This window comes from Halalkalibacterium halodurans, from assembly GCF_005671335.1.
Taxonomy (GTDB): Bacteria; Bacillota; Bacilli; order Bacillales; family Bacillaceae_D; genus Halalkalibacterium; species Halalkalibacterium halodurans.
Genome location: NZ_CP040441.1, coordinates 927,876 through 944,246, shown reverse-complemented (window position 1 = coordinate 944,246; position 16,371 = coordinate 927,876). Strand labels below are relative to the sequence as shown.

Sequence of the window (16,371 nt, the reverse complement as noted above, 5' to 3'; positions counted from 1 at the left end):
AAAAATCAGAGTAGACAAACGCTCTACCCTGATCTCAATCCGTTTAGCTAGTTTTTTGAATGACAATCGCGTCATTTTGAAATTCAACTATCCAAATCAATCGTTTCGTTTTTCTTTTAATTTTTACTTATCTTATTTTCTCCCGTAATCGGCCTTAATTTCCCCCCACTTATCGGTCTGCCATTTTAAGATGGGCGTTTCATATGTATGAGTGTTTAGCCACTCCTCCGCTTCATCTACAAGCTTCCAAATAAGCGCTGTTTCTTCATTGCGCACGAGGGTCGATTTTGCTTTTTTATCCTTCACCCATTTGATTGCCGTCTGGGAATCAGAATAGATCGGCTTACGACTGTTCCGTTCCTTAAGGTAACGAAGCCCGTGAACGATCGCGAGAAACTCACCCATATTGTTTGTCCCGATCGGAATCGGCTCTCGTTCAAAAAGGACTTCTCCCGTTTTCGTATCAACGCCTTTATATTCCACAATTCCGGGATTCCCTTGGCTGCCAACATCTACAGACAGGCTCTCCCAAATAATCTCCTCTTTTGCAAGCTTCGGTGTTGCCTCTTCTCCTCTAAAAGCAGCCTCTGCTTCTTCCTTGGAAGGATAGGATTTAAATTTGGCGCCGGTATATCCTTTTACTTGAGCTTCACATGCAGACCAGCTCGTATAAATGCCGGGCTTCCGTCCATTCCATACGACATAGTATTTTGACTTTGCCATCTTTCCACCTCATTTATGAATAACCGTTGTCTATTTACAAATAGTAACAATGATCAAGTCAATTGACAATGGAAGAGGTGACAACTGTGAAAAAACGTTCCCCGCAAAAAGACAAAGCGATGACAAACAATAAGACACCGACCGAATCCATGTTTAATGAAAACGTTGCGAGTGAAATGGTGGACAACGGCTCAAACCGAGCAAACGCAAAAGGCAAAAAATAACCAAAGCCTGTGCCCTCATATGAATAAAGGCACAGGCTCTCGTATACAATCTAGTAATAAAGGAGAGACTGCTAGAAAAGGAGGAGAACAATGATGGATGTCAACATTAATCCAAAGCGTCAAGTCTCACAAGTAGGCGATATGGTTTCTACGGAAAACGATCATCTGTACGTGATTGTGAAAGATGAAGATGAACGGGCATTTCCATACCATCTCGTATGCTTACGTACATTCACGGTCATCCAATCGTACGACGAGCTACCGACAGACGACGAATTGGAAGAAGATATTGGTGAAACCATTTCTGCTGTTTTCAGCCATCATGATGCAAACATAACGTTGAACGAACGCTAGCTATTTCCGTTTTGACTTAATCGTGCCGCTCGCTCGAATTTTCGTTGCATTTGCTTTAGCCGCCACGATAACGCAATCGCACATGAAGCCAGCCCTGTAATGAGACCGATCCAATAGCCATACGGACCGAGTGGCGAAAAGTTAGCTAAAAGATATCCGGTCGGTAGTCCGATAATCCAAAAAGACACAAGCGCCATCACAAACGGAACATTCACATCCTTATGTCCACGTAACACGCCTTGGATCGGTGTAGCTAGAGCATCCGATAATTGAAAAAAGATCGAGTAGATCAAAAACTGCTGAATAAGCCAAGCGACTTGGGAATCATTCGTGTACAAGGAAGCGACGGGGGCACGTAGGACATAAATAATGACACCAGCAACAAGCCCCATGATCAAGGCAAAGGTAATTCCGAGCCTGCTATATTGACGCGCATCCTCCACTCGCTTTGCTCCTACTTCGTAGCCGACAGCGATCGTTAAAGTAAATGCAATACTTAACGGAATCATATACAAAAAGGACGCAAAATTAACCGCGGCTTGATGGGCGGCGATCGTTGCCGTATCAAACGTACTCATAAGCAGCGTAACGGCCGCAAAAATACTCGTCTCAAAAAAGATCGTAAACCCAATGGGTAGCCCTAGTAGCAATATTTCCTTCCACTTTTTCAACGAAACGTGGTACAGCTTCTTAAACAGTTGAAAATCGGTAAACGGACGGACTTTAACAACGACTACAATCGCGACAGCTAAAATAAACCAATACGTAATCGCCGAAGCGTAGCCTGCTCCTACACCGCCTAAACGGGGAAACCCTAATTTTCCGAAAATCAACACATAGTTAAAAAAGATATTGATTGGTAGAGATAAAAGGGTAATAAACATCGTCACCCGTGTCTCCCCGAGGGAGTCAATGAGACAACGAATGGTTGTATATATAAAAAGGGGCACGATCCCAAACGCGAGCCCGATTAAATACTCCTTCGCAATTCGGCCAACTTCATCTTCTAATGACATCGCGGACAAAATCGGATCGAGCACGACAGCCCCAATCAAAATCACCGCGATAGAGATCGCTATCGATAAGTAAAGTCCTTGCAAAAACACATATGGAACATCATCTCGTTTTTCAGCGCCAATGCTTTGAGCAATGATTGGCGTCAATGCTAGCAAAACACCATTTAAACCAGTGAATACAGGAACCCACAAACTAGAGCCAATCGCAACCCCTGCCAAGTCATTGGCACCTGCTTGCCCCGACATAACCGTATCAAAAAAATTCATTGCATAGAGCCCGATTTGCGTAATTAAGATCGGCATCATCACAACGAGAAATAGCTTCCCTTTCTCTTGTAATGTTTCTGTCGGTTTCATCGGTTTCACCCCCGCTAGTAAATGGTTACCCGAATGATTATATCACGCTTTTTAGGAAATGGAAGAAAATTTGTTTCGTCATCCTAAGGACTTAACATGAAAAAAGAACCCATGCGTCTTTTCACATGAGCCCATTTATAGTACTAAAAGAAACGCTCTGTTAACTTGTGGCGGTAGCGACGAAAGCTACTTGAGGAACTCCATTTTCGTTGCTCCATAAGTTGGTTGTAGCGGAGCGTTTTTTCGCTGAGCTTTTTCTTCAACTTCACCTCTTCATCTGGATCAACACATGCTTCCACTAACTGCTTTAGCTGGATGATTTCCTTTTGGGCTTCTACTTCCTTCGGGACAAATCCAGCATTTTTTAAGATTTTATAGCTTAGTCTAAGCTCCTCGGGAACCCCTTGATCTTCTTCAAACGTCAACGGCTTTCCTTTTCCTTCAAGATCATCAAAGGCTCCTTCCTTTATTGCCTTTTGGATTCGTTCCTCTGCCAGACGACTAGCAAAATCCATACTCCTCGCCACCTTTTTTCGTTTAAAGATCGACTTTCATATCCGCATCTGATTGACGCTTTTGAGCCGATTTCGCTGACCTTGACCAAATGCTCACAAGGACAGGTCCTGAAATGTTATGCCATACAGAAAAGATCGCGCTCGGCAATGCGGCCAACGGTGAAAAATGATTACCTGCCAATGCTGCTCCTAAGCCTGAGTTTTGCATGCCAACTTCAATCGAAATCGCCCGCCGTGTCGATTCATCCAAGCCAACAAATTTCGCTGTCAAATAGCCAAGCAACAACCCGAAAACATTATGCAACATCACCGCTAAAAACAGCAAGGCCGCGCCCGACATTAAATTGGCTTGATTTGCGCCAACAACCGCTGAAACGATCGCCATAATCGCTACAATGGAGACCAACGGTAAGACGGCTGTGCTCTTATCAACGGCATTTGGAGCCATTTTTCGTACGAATAAACCGAGAGCAATTGGTACAATGATCATTTGCAAAATAGATACGAACATCGCCTTAGCATCAATGGGTAACCACTGCCCTGCTAAAAGAAGCAAAATAAAAGGGGTTACGATCGGTGCAAGCATGGTCGAAACGGACGTCATCGCAACCGATGCAGCAACATTTCCTTTCGCAAGGTAAACCATTACATTTGAAGCAGTACCACCAGGACATGCCCCGACTAAAACAAGGCCTGCCGCCAGCTCCGGTGGTAAGTTAAAAGCATAGGCTAGAGCGAATGCTACGAGGGGCATGATGACAAATTGTGCAAGCACTCCGACTAATACAGGAATCGGCTTTTGCAACACAATACGAAAGTCACTGAGTTTCAATGTCAGCCCCATCCCAAACATGATCACACCAAGCAAAATCGTAATGTGTGGAGTGATCCAAGTAAAATGATCTGGTGATAAAAAAGCAACAAAACTAATGATGATCACAAAAAACGCAAAATATTTACTGAAAAATTGACTCACTTTCGCTAACATCTCCATCGTCTTCTCCCCATATACATTTGTTTTTTATACAATATTTCCACTATTCTACCTCTTCCTCCCTTTCCATTTCAACCACTTCATCTTGGAAGAAGTGAATCTGTTAGAAAAGGTTAACTTACCGCCAACTCTTACTTTGGGAAGCAGTCATTTTTCCTTAATCTTTAACCGTTGATGCAGGTAAACTTTCTTAAAGTGAAAAACCTAACCCGATAAGCTCTGAGTTAGGTCAAGTCGTATTCATCTAAACGAGCAAAGGTATACCCTTTTTCGATCAATAACGGGATGGCTGCTTTTACTCCTGCTGCCGTTCCACTCGCTGGCTGATTCATATGCATTAACACAATTGCCCCAGGCTCGGCGTTCAGTAACGCTGCCTTTACTTGCTCCGCTGTAAACGTTGCACCTGCATCTCCGAGTACAGAATAATTGACGACCTCTACTCCGAGGGCATTGGCGATTTCAACGGCCACTTCATCATAAAACGCTGTGCCTGAACGAAACAGCCTCGTCGACCGGCCTGTTAGTTGATAAATCCGTTGTTGGTTGTTTGTAATCTCTTTAACTACTTCCTCTGGAGACTTAGTCCCTTCGATGTTCCATGCGTTCCGTCCATTAACTGATAATGGTTTATGAGCAGACCCGTGATTTTCAATTTGAAATAGAGGATTGTTCGCCAGGGAAAGAAACACGTCTTCATTTTCATCAATCCATCGTTCGTTTACAAACAGCGTCGCTGGAATTTCCTTCTCTTGTAAGTAAGCCAGTAGCTCCTCATCAAATTGACTACCGTGCGGGCCACCGCAAGCATCGAGCGTTAACGCGATTACTTGCTCCTTCGTATCCAGCTTTGTTTTCACGCCTGTGACGTTTTCTCCCCATTCCGTCGGATCGTGTCTAAAGTTCGATAAATCGATGTCAGGTACCGTCCACTCTCCACCATCTTCCTCTTCGTCGTCCCATTCTTCTATTGGCTTTTCGCTCACAATGGTTTCAGGATCTTCCCCTTGACCCCCACATCCATATAAACTTGCCCCCAAGAAAAGTAAAACACAACCAATTAGTCGTTTCATATCAATCGTCGACCCCTTTTCCTTATCTCCCTCCTATCATACCCAAATGAGGCCAAATACACGATAAATAACGATACGAAAGAGGCTAATTTATATGGGGTTGATTGTTTCAAAAATCACTCGCTTGCCGCGAGCAAGGCTTCAGCTAATCGGGGGAAATCGCCCCGATGGAATTTCAGCTCTTGCTTTTCCCGCAGGCGTCTCGTGATTTTGACCATCAACTTGGAAACGTCAGTCTAGTTAAACGTTCCACAAAAAGGGTACCACAAGGCCAATCAAACAACAGATGAGCCCATGAAGCAAACAGAAAAAAGCTCGAATCATTTTATTTTGATGATCCGAACTTTTTTATTACATTTGGCTAGTTTTGTCTCAGCCTTTCATTGTGCATTTATTGTGTTGCACGTCCAGCATGTACTAATCCATTGCCATAAAGGCTAGGAGAACCTAGATACGTTGCTGTTTGATTAATACGCTGGCGAATTTGGTTGTTCGTATAGCTAGGATATCTGCTCTTCACAAGTGCAGCAACTCCAGCAACGTGTGGTGTTGCCATAGATGTTCCAGAAAGCGATACGTAACGATTGCCTGTGTACGTGCTGTTTACGTTGACACCAGGTGCAGAAATTTCAATTTCTGGGCCATACGTAGAGAAGCTTGCGCGTTGACCATTTTGATCAACTGCTGCAACCGCCATAACACCAGAGTATCTAGCAGGATAGTTAACTCCTTGTCTACCCGTATTACCTGCTGCCCCTACTAAGAGAATACCAGCATTGTTTGCTCGGTTGACAGCTAACTCTAACGTGCTAGAACCACTCGTGCTTCCAAGGCTCATATTAATAATGTGCATGTTGTTGTTAATTGCCCATTCGATTCCTTGAGCTACAGAAGCAAGCGAACCACTTCCATTCCGATCAAGAACTTTCACAGCGTACAAGTCAGCCGATGGTGCTACACCAAGCACACCGATTGAATTGTTTAACGCAGCGATTGTACCAGCCACGTGAGTTCCGTGTCCGTTATTGTCATGATAGGAAGGCTCGCTTGAAATAAAGCTCGCTCCCCCTGCAATTCGTAAGTCTGGGTGTGAAGCAATTCCTGTATCAAGGACAGCGACTCGAGCACCGTTACCAAAAATACCGCGGTTGTGCGCTTGCTGCGTATTAATGAATGAAATTCCCCAAGGAACCGTTTGACTGATGGTTACTTCTGCATTCTCTTCGATGGCTTTTACGTTCGGATCTTTCTTTAATTTTTTCAATTCTTTTTTAGTTAGTTCTGCATGAATGACTGGAATCTCTTCAAATTCATGGATGACGTCCACATCATAACTTTCTTCGACACTCTGAGCAGAAACTTCTTCAGGTTCGACGACAATCAAATATTCCTTTTTCTCCTCGCTTGCTGCTGCTGGGTTTGCCATGAAAAGCAATGCCACTGTTGACAAAACCATAACTTTTAGACTTTGTCTCATAAACCATTCAGCCTCCTTTTTATTTTAGAAATTTCAGAAATAACATACTTTTCGATCTAGCAGATATTTCAGAAATCTCTTATTATTCAATCTAGCAGATTGCAAAGGAGTCTGTATTTGCCATTTTTGGTGGTTTGTCCACTTCCTATGGTCAATAACCGTCATTATTCTACAAAACTTCCCACTTAGATAAACATATTTATATATCGTTTTTTTTCTTATCCCTTTAACAAGTCTCAACTTTAAAGTATTATCAAATACTATTCCTTGAAAGAAAAACGCCTGCATCCTATGCAGACGTGTTCGCTCCCTATAGCTCGATTTCTTCTTCCTTCGTTTCAGTTTCATACCAGTCATCGAGAACTTTCGCATCGAGAATTTTCGCTTCAATGTAGCTGACTTGCTTCGTCAAAAAGTGCTTTTTCCACTCAATCTCTAAATCTGCAGCAATGCCGACAACTGTCAACAGCTCTTGCCACGCAACATATCGCTTATACCAGAAAAATTGAGGTTGCTCTGACATATATGGATAAAGGTCGTCAAATTCTGTATGCTTACAATCGATGGTTCGTTCAAACTGTGTTTTTGCCGCGAGAAGCTTCTCTTCGAAATACACTTCCATTGATTGTGTTCCCATCGTATCTCCCTCCATTGTGCACCTTGTTGCACTTTATATTTTATCATACCATGTTTTCTACTGATCCTGAACAATGAAACTATGTCGAAATTTTGGAAGCTAACGTGGTCCACCAAGAAGAATATTTAGCCTTCAACAACGCTTCCATCGTTCCATCAAATGTGATCAGAAGCGATGTAGCCGGACCCGACGATTTAGTTAAATCCACATTTCCATTTACCGGAACTTGTAGTGTATTCCATTCATTCGTGGCTGCTAACACCTCTAGCTCATACTTCACACCTTTTGAGCCTACAGGAATAATTTCATAGACGCCTTCTTCCTGTAGAAGTTCATCGAACTGCTTCAGTGGGAAAACATCCTTTTCCTGAGATACTACTTCCTCCCCAACAAGTGGCTTTCCTAATAACGCAATTCCTGCGTCTTTCGGAGTAATGCCTATTTTAAGCGCTGATTGATGAACCCTTCCAATCACTGTCACGCCAAGGCATGATTGCTCTAAGACCATATTCGATTCCGTGCTACCAGCAATTGTGGCTTGGGCTTGGTTTGCTTCTCCTAGCGCCCTGTTGATTCCATCGATCATTTTTTGGTAGGGTTCGTCCCCTGAAAAATTTTGTACAAGGAAGGTAAACGGTGTTGCCCCCACACTCATACATTCAAGTAACGCCACTCGAGCCGCGTAGTAACTTACCACTTCATATGGAACGTGGACATGATCTTTCGCCTTTTCTCCAACTCCACCCGATGCGTCTGTTGCCACGACTATTTGTTCTTCCCCTTGCCACGGGATCACTTGAACATCTCGTGTGCCCTTCAATTCATCACCTGCTTTTGTACTAGTTTATAAAAAACGGCTTCGTTGTTCTTTTGTTGGAATTTGGCATTCGTCTCGCTTTCCAAACCATTTGTAGCGATTTCGTGCCACGATCCGATAGATAAAGTCACGCAAAAAGCGCGGAAAGATAACCGCCCATTTTAACCATCGAATCGGAGAGTCTAGCTGCGCTACAATCTTAAAGACAGCATCTGAGCATACAAACGCTTGCCCTTCCATAATAAGGACAACCGAATCAGTGGATCGATCGATGGAATGCTTCTCTAGCAGCTCTTGGCCGACCTCAGATTGCAGGGAGGCAAATTGAAACGTAGCTTGTGGGTCTCGTTTGATGATGAATTGTACCCAATAGTTGCAAAAGTTGCAAACACCGTCAAACAATATAATCGATGGCAACATTTGATCCCTCATCCTTCTTCCCCCTCTCTCTTTATTATACCACCTTCTACTTGCATCAAACGTTTGACAAAGGAGGGAAGTTCTGTTGCGTGATCCTGTTTATATGGGATAATAGAAGCAGGATGTAAAAGCTCTTAGGGGGGATACGTCGATGCCAGGACCTTACAACGAAATAGATGTAGCAATTTCGTACATCCACAATCACCTGTATGAACCGCTCTCCCTTTCTCATATCGCTTCCTATGTAGGCTATAGCAGTTATCATTTTTCCCGTTTATTTAAAGAAAAAACAGGTCTTCCCCCTCTCTATTATGTTTCTGCCCTTCGATTGCAAAAAGCCAAGGAGTTGCTACTAAACACAAACTTAACCGTTCGTGACATCGGGCTTGAAATCGGTCAACAAAGCTTAGGCACGTTCACGACCCGATTTACAAAATGTGTAGGCATGAGCCCTTCTCACTTTCGCGAATCTATGAATCAAGTGAATCATTCGCTCCATTCCTTACAAATGCTTTCGGATTGGCACTCTTCCTTACAATCCATCAGGCCATTTTCTACCGTAACAGGCAAGATCGATTCTGAGGCCCCGCTTGAAGGATTTATCTTAATTGGCCTCTTTTCCAAGCCTATCCCAGAGGGTGTACCATTATATGGGAATATCCTTTTATCAACAGGTTCGTTTTCTTTTACCGGTGTCAAACCCGGAATCTATTATTTAATGGCCACATCCATTTCATGGTCCATGCAGGCTAAAGATATCCTACTACCTTATACAACGCTACGCGGACGGATTAAAGAGCCGATCATCGTGACTGAGTCCCCTTCCATCCTAGAATACTCCCTGACGCTCCACACACCACGACTTGATGATCCACCTATTTTAATTTCTCTACCACTGCTCATGAAAAATTTTTTAAAAGCGCGCATTGCAACATAGCAATTAAGAAGAAATCACGCACTGACATTCTTGCTAAAATGACACTATCATTCATAAAGAGGTGATTTGATGATTTTAACTATGAATCCTTACTTGATGTTAGATGGGGATGGGCAGGCTGCTATCGAATTTTATCAAGATGCATTAAACGCGGAAGTGATAATGATTCAAACGTATGGGGATTTACCTGAGCAACCAGACTCTCCTATGGCATCTGTAAACAAAGACCTGATCCTTCATGCTCATTTAAAGCTAGGTGAGATGGACCTGATGATATCTGACCAATGTCTTGATGTTGATCCTGAACGCTTTCCGCAGCAAAGTGGATCTCCCGTCACTATCGCTCTGACAACGAACAATGTAGAAATGACAACGGAAGTTTTTCAAAAATTAGCTTCAGGTGGAAAAGAAATCGCTCCACTTGAGAAAACATTTTTCAGCCCACTGTATGGTCAAGTAATTGATAAGTTTGGTATCACGTGGCACGTAACAACACAAGAGGAAAGCTCCAACTAGACTGGTTCACAAGATGCACCCCAGCTGCATCACGTCAGCCTCCTTCGGTATCAAAACATGATTGGAAGTGATCGTCCATGAAACCTGTGATTCAATTTGTTGGCGGCCATAACATTGCGCTAAAGATTCCTAAGTTCAAGTATGAAGAAACGGTTCGGTTTTATCAGGACATTTTGCGTCTCCCTTACCTAGGTCAAGAACAAGGATCTTATAAATTTCAACTAGGTCCCTCTACCCTATGGCTCGATTGCATGGACAACTACTCGCAACAAGATGTGTGGCTCGAGGTGCAGACAGATGACCTTGAGGTCGCGTCAAATCATTTAAACGAGTGCGGAGTTGACCGAAGAGATGAAGTGGAAATCCATGAAGGTGCAGCCGGTTACTGGATTTCTGATCCGTGTGGCACGATTTTACGGGTGAACCCACAAAGAGAAGGGGGATTAAATGAAGACGATTCTTTTCATTCATTGTGCAGGTTCTCAAAGAAGTGATGACCTTGTCCATTATTTAAAGCAATCCCTCCGTTCGGAACATAACGTAGCGTATCCCGAAATGCCCAATCCGGAAGCACCTGAATACGATCAATGGGTCAAACAAGTAGAGAAAGAGCTTTCGTTCATCGATGGAGAGGTTATCCTTGTCGGCCATTCCCTTGGGGGCGCTGTTCTCGTCAAATATCTCTCAGAAAAATCTCCTCCTCTTCCACAGGTTACAGGGCTGTACCTCATTGCACCTCCCTTTTGGGGCCGGGACGAAGAATGGCAAAACGAGGCGTTTACTATAACAGATCCATCTACACTTCTCTCAATCGACCGAGTCGTTCTTTATCATAGTCGCAGTGACCATGTCGTCCCATCCTCACATCAAACATTTTATAGAGAAATCTTTCCCAACGCTATCATACGCACACTAAACGGGAACGATCATTTCTTTATCGGTGGGTTGCCTGAGCTTGTCGCCGATCTTAAACAAGGTAAATCCTAAGGGTCATGCGCGGAGCATGGCTTTTTTTATGTTATGGACAGAAAATATATTTATTTTGAAAAATACATAAGTAAAACACGCAAACACCTTGCTTAAATCGCGCAAAATCACTTATAATTACTTATAACAAATTAACAATACTTATGAGTTGGTGATGAATTTGTACCAAGATGAGCGTTTGCCGTTAATTTTAGAGGAATTAAAGAAACATCAGCGCATTACCGTTGAACAAATTTGCGCACGTTTTGGAGTATCACGAGATACAGCCCGTCGTGATCTTGTAAAGCTAGAAGAACAAAAAGTAATTATCCGCACGCGAGGCGGCGCGATCCTTCCGTCTGCCCACCAAGAAGTGAAAGGCTATCACCAACGATTAGAAACGGTCTCAAAAGAAAAAAAGCAGATCGGCGAAAAAGCAGCATCTTTTATTCATGAAGGTGATCGTTTAATCCTTGATACATCTACAACAGTTCAAGCCCTTGCTGATTTTTTTCCAAATGTTCGCTGTACAATTGTGACAAACTCAATCAATCTCGCAGACCTTTTGTCAGCAAAAAAGCACGCAGACATCCAATTACTTGGCGGTAAACTTGAGAAGAAACACCGTTACTTGTATGGAGCTTCCGTAATTGAAAGGCTACGTTCGTATTATGTCGACAAATTGTTTTTAGGGGTTGTAGGCATTTCCGAGCATGGGCTTACGATTGCCCACGAGGAAGATGGCATGGTGAAACGAACAATGCTCCAGCAAGCAAAGCAAAAAATCGTGTTAGCCGATCATTCAAAAATTGGCGTTACTGATTATTTCAAGCTTGCTGACTTATCCGATATTGATGTCTTGATCACGGACCGGTCCCCACCTTATTCGTTTCATCAATTGTTACAGCAACATGGTGTGGAGCTTGTCATCACAGGGGAGGAGACTGAAGAATGAAAAAGTTGATCGCCATCGATTTGGACGGAACGTTACTTAACGAGAAGAGCACAATTAGCGAAGAAAACATGGAATCGTTACAAAGGGCGCAAGAGGCTGGCATGGAAGTGGTGATCGCGACAGGAAGAGCTTACTTTGATGTTGTAGACCTTTTAAAGCCAACAGGCATGCATCCATGGGTGATCGGGGCCAACGGCGCAACGATCCATGATCCAACAGGAAGGCGATTGCTTTCAATTCCCCTTGAGCATAAACAGGCGATTGAGATTTTACATTGGCTAGAAGGAAACCATTTTTACTACGAGGTGTTTAGCGATGAAGCGATTTTCACACCACAAAATGGACGGGAGCTGCTTGCCATCGAAATGGATCGGCTTGTAAGCGCGAATCCGCAAACAGACCTTGGCACGTTATCCCAGGCAGCCGCAAAACAATTCAGTCAAACTGGGTTTTCATATGTCTCATCTTATCGTGACTTGCTTGATACTGAAGTGAACATCTACAATATTCTCGCCTTTTCCTTTGATGAACACAAATTAGCAAAAGGTTGGGATCGCTTTAAACAAACGGATAACTTAACGCTCGTCACATCAGCTGAACACAACTTCGAGCTTGAACATCCACTCGCCTCAAAGGGTAACGCCTTGACATGGTTAGCTAAACATTTGCACATCCCCCTAGAACATACAGTGGCGATCGGTGATAGCATGAATGACTACTCGATGATCACAATCGCTGGCTACAGTATCGCCATGGGAAATGCCCGTGCCGAAATTAAACAGATCTCCCACGAGGTAACTTTATCAAACTATGAGCATGGGGTTTCCCACTCCATCGAACGACTGCTTGCCGCAAAGCGGTTGGGACAAAACTAGCCAACAGCAATAAAGAAGGTTCGGGTCATTTTATTTTGATGATCCGAACTTTTTTTCTATTGATTTACGGGTTGTCGGTTGTTTGATGTCCAGAAAAAACAGATGTATGCCCATCGTTCATTGTCAAAATCACGAAACGCCTGCGGTAAGCAAGTGGTTTTTTGACACAATCAACCCCCTATATGTTTTGTCCCAGCTCTCTTTTCTTTTCTATCCCCCACTTCCCTCCCTCCAAAGTCAATCGAACCCGTCACGAACTTGTTGGAAAATCGTTTTTACTTTGTCCTTGACGGTTATGTCCCTCTTTCGTTAAGATGATGGCTATACGAAAGACATGGGGCTAATGGTTCGGTTAAAACGATTTTGGTAGGAGGAGCCACAATGCTAGTAGTCAAAAAAGCCTTGAATAATAACGTCTTGATTGCCGAACACCCGAGTTATGACGAAGTCGTTTTGATCGGAAAAGGTCTAGGCTTTGGCAAGAGGCCGGGAGATGAAGTCGCAGGCGAAAGCGCTGAAAAATTTTTTGTATTGAAGGATGCGAAGGAACAAGAGCAATACAAACAGTTGCTCGATTACGTCGACGAATCCTTTATCGGGTTCATGAATGACGCCATCGAACGAATTGAAGAACGCTTTCAGGTTCGGCTACACGAGCATATTCATGTGGCATTGACCGACCACTTATTTTATGCCATTAAACGAATTAATCAAGGGTTTGATATTAAAAATCCATTTTTAACCGAAACTGAACTAGCGTATCCGAAAGAATTTGATGTGGCCACAGAGATTATCCAAGCGTTAGAAGCGGCTTTTCACATTTCCATTCCACCAGGGGAAATAGGATTTGTTGCTCTTCATATCCATAGCGCGCTAACGAGACGCTCGCTTGAGGAAGTCAATCAACATACTAGGCTCATAAGTGAGCTCGTCTATGTCATTGAAACCTCGCTTGAGCTGACGATCGATCGGCAGCACGTCGATTATCTCCGGCTTGTTCGTCACCTCCATCACGCAATCGAGCGGATCCAAAAAGGAGAGTATAACGACAATCAAGAACGATTAAAAAAAATCTTGAAAGAAGAATATCCAGTATGCTACAATCTTTCATACAAGCTGATTAAAATTATGCAACAGTCGTTAAAGAAAGCGATTCCAGATGCTGAAGCCGTTTATTTAACCTTACACCTTCAGCGTCTTGCAAAAGAATAACTGGCATTTTTCTTTCCGTGTTACTGGTTATGCAGGCATGAGAGAAAGGAAAAGGTGCAGACTATAGAGATAAGGAGGAGACTCCTATCTTTATGGCTGTGTCTTCCCCCTTTCCCTCATGCCTTTTTGTTGTGTGATTTTTTTCGGTTTGTAACATCTATAAGGAGGTTTTTTCCATGTTTAAAAAATCATTCGGCGTTTTGCAACGCGTCGGAAAAGCGCTCATGCTACCGGTCGCTTTACTGCCGGCAGCTGGGATTTTGCTCGCTTTTGGTGACGCGCTCCAAAACCCTGATATGACGGAGCGTTTTCCGTTTTTAACGGCAGATTGGATCGTGATCATTGCCGAACTTATGCAAAATGCAGGGGACATTGTCTTCGCAAATCTCGCCCTTCTTTTCGCCGTTGGGGTCGCCATCGGTCTTTCGAATGGAGACGGGGTCGCTGGACTTGCTGCGTTAATCGGGTATTTGATCATCAACGTAACAATGAGCGTTATCGGGCATGTTACACCTGAGATGGTCGGAGATAGCCCAGCTTATGCAAGCGTACTTGGCATTCCAACGCTACAAACAGGGGTATTCGGCGGAATCATTGCCGGCCTTCTCGGTGCGTATATGTACAAGAAATACTTTAATATTGAATTACCGTCATACTTAGGTTTCTTTGCGGGAAAACGATTTGTTCCAATCGCAACAGCCTTTTTCTCCTTATTCGTCGGGGTGCTCTTACACTTTATTTGGCCGACCGTTCAGGATGGCTTAAACGCATTCTCTTATTACATGACGGAGTCAAACCGTACGGTTGCAGCGTTTATCTTTGGTGTCATTGAGCGTGCTCTGATTCCGTTCGGACTTCATCACATTTTCTACTCGCCATTCTGGTTTGAGTTTGGTCAGTATACGAACGCCGCTGGTGAAATTGTACGTGGGGACCAACGGATCTTCTTTGCGCAAATTCGTGATGGTGCTGAGCTGACAGCTGGTACGTTCATGGCAGGTAAATTCCCGTTCATGATGTTCGGTCTTCCAGCTGCTGCACTTGCGATTTACCATTGCGCACGTCCTGAAAACAAAAAAGTTGTTGCTGGTATTATGGCATCTGCAGCCCTTACTTCGTTTTTAACAGGGATTACAGAGCCTATTGAATTTAGTTTCTTATTTGTAGCGCCATTATTGTTTGCCGTGCATACCATTTTCGCTGGTCTTTCATTTATGATCATGCACATTTTGGACATTAAGATTGGGATGACTTTCTCTGGAGGGGTCATTGACTTTATCCTTTACGGAGTCCTTCCAAACAGAACCGCTTGGTGGCTTGTGATTCCGATTGGATTAGTGTTCTCAGTCATTTACTACTTCGGGTTCCGCTTTGCAATCAAGAAATTTAATCTTATGACTCCTGGTCGCGAAGAACCAACGGAAGAAGATGGAGCTGGGGCTGAAGTAGATAAAAACTCTCTTCCATTCAATGTCCTTGAAGCTTTTGGTGGCAAGGAAAACTTAACAAACTTAGATGCGTGCATAACGCGATTACGCGTGAACGTCAAAGATGCGAAAAATGTTGACAAAAATCGTCTGAAGAAATTAGGCGCCTCTGGTGTAATGGAAGTGGGGAACAGCATTCAAGCGATCTTCGGCCCACGTTCTGATCAAATTAAAACGCAAATTCAAGACATTCTTGATGGTAAAACACCAGTCGTTACTGAAGAAACACCTGATGAAGCGCAAGCCGCTCCGGTTGCAGGCGACATTTCTTTCGCCATGCCGATTGAAGGAAAGCTTCTTGATCTAAGCGACGTACCAGATGAAGTGTTTTCGAAAAAAATGATGGGCGACGGCTTTGCGATTGATCCGACAGAAGGTATCGTCTATGCGCCATTTGACGGAAAAGTAAGTACGATCTTCCCGACAAAACACGCGATTGGCTTGACGACAGATACTGGCAAAGAAGTGCTCATCCATATCGGTATCGATACGGTTAACTTAAAAGGGGAAGGATTCACTGCCCATGTCGAGCAAGATGACATTGTTCAACAAGGTCAAAAGCTTATGAGCTTCGACCTAGATGTGATTAATGAAAAAGCGAAATCAGCGATCACGCCGATTATTTTTACTAACCTTGCCGAAGGAGAGCACATCACGCTTCATACATCTGGTGAGCAAAAAGCAAACACAGAAAACATTCTTTCCATTAAACAATAGTTATTTATACAGAAACCAAGTTCACCACTTGGTTTCTTTTTTTGCCATAAGACTTTTAATTATCCAATGTTTAGTCTCGATTCAGTAAGGGTACATGTA

At 43.4% G+C, this 16,371-nt stretch carries 19 protein-coding genes; 10 read left to right on the top strand and 9 right to left on the bottom strand.

Features of this window, described 5'->3' with window-relative positions; all coding sequences use genetic code 11:
• Positions 1 to 132: 132 nt before the first annotated feature.
• Entirely contained in the window at positions 133 to 723 is a 591-nt protein-coding gene (rnhA, locus tag FED51_RS04565; protein WP_010897036.1) for a ribonuclease H, read from the bottom strand.
• A gap of 86 nt (positions 724 to 809) precedes the next feature.
• Between rnhA and FED51_RS21020 the strand changes: the two genes are divergently transcribed.
• Positions 810 to 947: a hypothetical protein gene (locus FED51_RS21020; RefSeq protein WP_010897035.1), complete on the top strand. Its 138-nt coding sequence runs from the start codon at positions 810 to 812 to the stop codon at positions 945 to 947.
• 90 nt (positions 948 to 1,037) lie between these two features.
• Complete coding sequence (locus FED51_RS04560) at positions 1,038 to 1,301, top strand: hypothetical protein (protein WP_010897034.1); 264 nt, start codon at positions 1,038 to 1,040, stop codon at positions 1,299 to 1,301.
• Here the strand turns inward: FED51_RS04560 and FED51_RS04555 are convergent.
• From FED51_RS04555 to FED51_RS04520, 8 genes are all read right to left on the bottom strand, one after another.
• Positions 1,298 to 2,674, bottom strand: coding sequence for an MATE family efflux transporter (locus tag FED51_RS04555; RefSeq protein WP_010897033.1), 1,377 nt, complete (start codon positions 2,672 to 2,674; stop codon positions 1,298 to 1,300). The two genes, FED51_RS04560 and FED51_RS04555, sit on opposite strands and share 4 nt — an antisense overlap.
• A gap of 143 nt (positions 2,675 to 2,817) precedes the next feature.
• Entirely contained in the window at positions 2,818 to 3,189 is a 372-nt protein-coding gene (locus FED51_RS04550; protein WP_053432558.1) for a DnaJ family domain-containing protein, read from the bottom strand.
• Between the two features lie 22 nt (positions 3,190 to 3,211).
• Positions 3,212 to 4,183, bottom strand: coding sequence for a bile acid:sodium symporter family protein (locus FED51_RS04545; RefSeq protein ID WP_010897031.1), 972 nt, complete (start codon positions 4,181 to 4,183; stop codon positions 3,212 to 3,214).
• A 224-nt stretch (positions 4,184 to 4,407) separates the two neighbouring features.
• A complete protein-coding gene (locus FED51_RS04540; RefSeq protein WP_053432557.1) occupies positions 4,408 to 5,256 on the bottom strand; it encodes a polysaccharide deacetylase family protein in 849 nt (282 codons plus the stop codon).
• A gap of 391 nt (positions 5,257 to 5,647) precedes the next feature.
• The gene (locus tag FED51_RS04535) at positions 5,648 to 6,733 is read right to left on the bottom strand and encodes a S8 family peptidase (RefSeq protein ID WP_053432556.1); all 1,086 of its coding nucleotides are present in this window, start codon (positions 6,731 to 6,733) and stop codon (positions 5,648 to 5,650) included.
• Positions 6,734 to 7,043: 310 nt separating this feature from the next.
• Entirely contained in the window at positions 7,044 to 7,370 is a 327-nt protein-coding gene (locus tag FED51_RS04530; RefSeq protein WP_053432555.1) for a hypothetical protein, read from the bottom strand.
• 79 nt (positions 7,371 to 7,449) lie between these two features.
• Complete coding sequence (locus FED51_RS04525) at positions 7,450 to 8,190, bottom strand: hypothetical protein (protein WP_041820312.1); 741 nt, start codon at positions 8,188 to 8,190, stop codon at positions 7,450 to 7,452.
• Positions 8,191 to 8,214: 24 nt separating this feature from the next.
• Complete coding sequence (locus FED51_RS04520) at positions 8,215 to 8,619, bottom strand: thiol-disulfide oxidoreductase DCC family protein (RefSeq protein WP_083445684.1); 405 nt, start codon at positions 8,617 to 8,619, stop codon at positions 8,215 to 8,217.
• 139 nt (positions 8,620 to 8,758) lie between these two features.
• Between FED51_RS04520 and FED51_RS04515 the strand changes: the two genes are divergently transcribed.
• The 8 genes from FED51_RS04515 (at position 8,759) to ptsG (ending at position 16,272) form a co-directional block, all read left to right on the top strand.
• Positions 8,759 to 9,544 (top strand): helix-turn-helix domain-containing protein, encoded by a 786-nt coding sequence (locus FED51_RS04515; RefSeq protein ID WP_053432554.1) that lies wholly within the window; start codon positions 8,759 to 8,761, stop codon positions 9,542 to 9,544.
• A 69-nt stretch (positions 9,545 to 9,613) separates the two neighbouring features.
• On the top strand, positions 9,614 to 10,060 hold the full coding sequence (locus FED51_RS04510; RefSeq protein ID WP_053432553.1) for a VOC family protein: 447 nt from the start codon (positions 9,614 to 9,616) through the stop codon (positions 10,058 to 10,060).
• A 77-nt stretch (positions 10,061 to 10,137) separates the two neighbouring features.
• Positions 10,138 to 10,554, top strand: coding sequence for a VOC family protein (locus tag FED51_RS04505; protein ID WP_053432552.1), 417 nt, complete (start codon positions 10,138 to 10,140; stop codon positions 10,552 to 10,554).
• A complete protein-coding gene (locus FED51_RS04500) occupies positions 10,508 to 11,047 on the top strand; it encodes an alpha/beta fold hydrolase (protein WP_053432551.1) in 540 nt (179 codons plus the stop codon). Before FED51_RS04505 ends, FED51_RS04500 begins: the two co-directional genes overlap by 47 nt.
• A 160-nt stretch (positions 11,048 to 11,207) precedes the next feature.
• Complete coding sequence (locus FED51_RS04495) at positions 11,208 to 11,981, top strand: DeoR/GlpR family DNA-binding transcription regulator (RefSeq protein WP_053432616.1); 774 nt, start codon at positions 11,208 to 11,210, stop codon at positions 11,979 to 11,981.
• Positions 11,978 to 12,856 (top strand): Cof-type HAD-IIB family hydrolase, encoded by an 879-nt coding sequence (locus FED51_RS04490; protein ID WP_053432550.1) that lies wholly within the window; start codon positions 11,978 to 11,980, stop codon positions 12,854 to 12,856. The genes FED51_RS04495 and FED51_RS04490 overlap by 4 nt, the downstream gene beginning before the upstream one ends.
• A gap of 381 nt (positions 12,857 to 13,237) precedes the next feature.
• Complete coding sequence (gene glcT / locus FED51_RS04485; RefSeq protein ID WP_010897018.1) at positions 13,238 to 14,068, top strand: glucose PTS transporter transcription antiterminator GlcT; 831 nt, start codon at positions 13,238 to 13,240, stop codon at positions 14,066 to 14,068.
• Between the two features lie 176 nt (positions 14,069 to 14,244).
• The gene (gene ptsG / locus FED51_RS04480) at positions 14,245 to 16,272 is read left to right on the top strand and encodes a glucose-specific PTS transporter subunit IIBC (RefSeq protein WP_053432549.1); all 2,028 of its coding nucleotides are present in this window, start codon (positions 14,245 to 14,247) and stop codon (positions 16,270 to 16,272) included.
• The last annotated feature ends 99 nt before the right edge of the window (positions 16,273 to 16,371 follow it).

Excerpts from the sequence above, each read along its gene's own strand:
- glcT (WP_010897018.1), top strand. The coding sequence starts at position 13,238 with ATGCTAGTAGTCAAAAAAGCCTTGAATAATAACGTCTTGATTGCCGAA.
- FED51_RS04520 (WP_083445684.1), bottom strand. The coding sequence starts at position 8,619 with ATGAGGGATCAAATGTTGCCATCGATTATATTGTTTGACGGTGTTTGC.
- FED51_RS04545 (WP_010897031.1), bottom strand. The coding sequence starts at position 4,183 with ATGGAGATGTTAGCGAAAGTGAGTCAATTTTTCAGTAAATATTTTGCG.
- FED51_RS04510 (WP_053432553.1), top strand. The coding sequence starts at position 9,614 with ATGATTTTAACTATGAATCCTTACTTGATGTTAGATGGGGATGGGCAG.
- rnhA (WP_010897036.1), bottom strand. The coding sequence starts at position 723 with ATGGCAAAGTCAAAATACTATGTCGTATGGAATGGACGGAAGCCCGGC.
- FED51_RS04490 (WP_053432550.1), top strand. The coding sequence starts at position 11,978 with ATGAAAAAGTTGATCGCCATCGATTTGGACGGAACGTTACTTAACGAG.
- FED51_RS04550 (WP_053432558.1), bottom strand. The coding sequence starts at position 3,189 with ATGGATTTTGCTAGTCGTCTGGCAGAGGAACGAATCCAAAAGGCAATA.
- FED51_RS04535 (WP_053432556.1), bottom strand. The coding sequence starts at position 6,733 with ATGAGACAAAGTCTAAAAGTTATGGTTTTGTCAACAGTGGCATTGCTT.
- FED51_RS04540 (WP_053432557.1), bottom strand. The coding sequence starts at position 5,256 with ATGAAACGACTAATTGGTTGTGTTTTACTTTTCTTGGGGGCAAGTTTA.
- FED51_RS04500 (WP_053432551.1), top strand. The coding sequence starts at position 10,508 with ATGAAGACGATTCTTTTCATTCATTGTGCAGGTTCTCAAAGAAGTGAT.
- FED51_RS04530 (WP_053432555.1), bottom strand. The coding sequence starts at position 7,370 with ATGGGAACACAATCAATGGAAGTGTATTTCGAAGAGAAGCTTCTCGCG.
- FED51_RS04555 (WP_010897033.1), bottom strand. The coding sequence starts at position 2,674 with ATGAAACCGACAGAAACATTACAAGAGAAAGGGAAGCTATTTCTCGTT.
- FED51_RS04505 (WP_053432552.1), top strand. The coding sequence starts at position 10,138 with ATGAAACCTGTGATTCAATTTGTTGGCGGCCATAACATTGCGCTAAAG.
- FED51_RS04515 (WP_053432554.1), top strand. The coding sequence starts at position 8,759 with ATGCCAGGACCTTACAACGAAATAGATGTAGCAATTTCGTACATCCAC.
- ptsG (WP_053432549.1), top strand. The coding sequence starts at position 14,245 with ATGTTTAAAAAATCATTCGGCGTTTTGCAACGCGTCGGAAAAGCGCTC.
- FED51_RS04560 (WP_010897034.1), top strand. The coding sequence starts at position 1,038 with ATGATGGATGTCAACATTAATCCAAAGCGTCAAGTCTCACAAGTAGGC.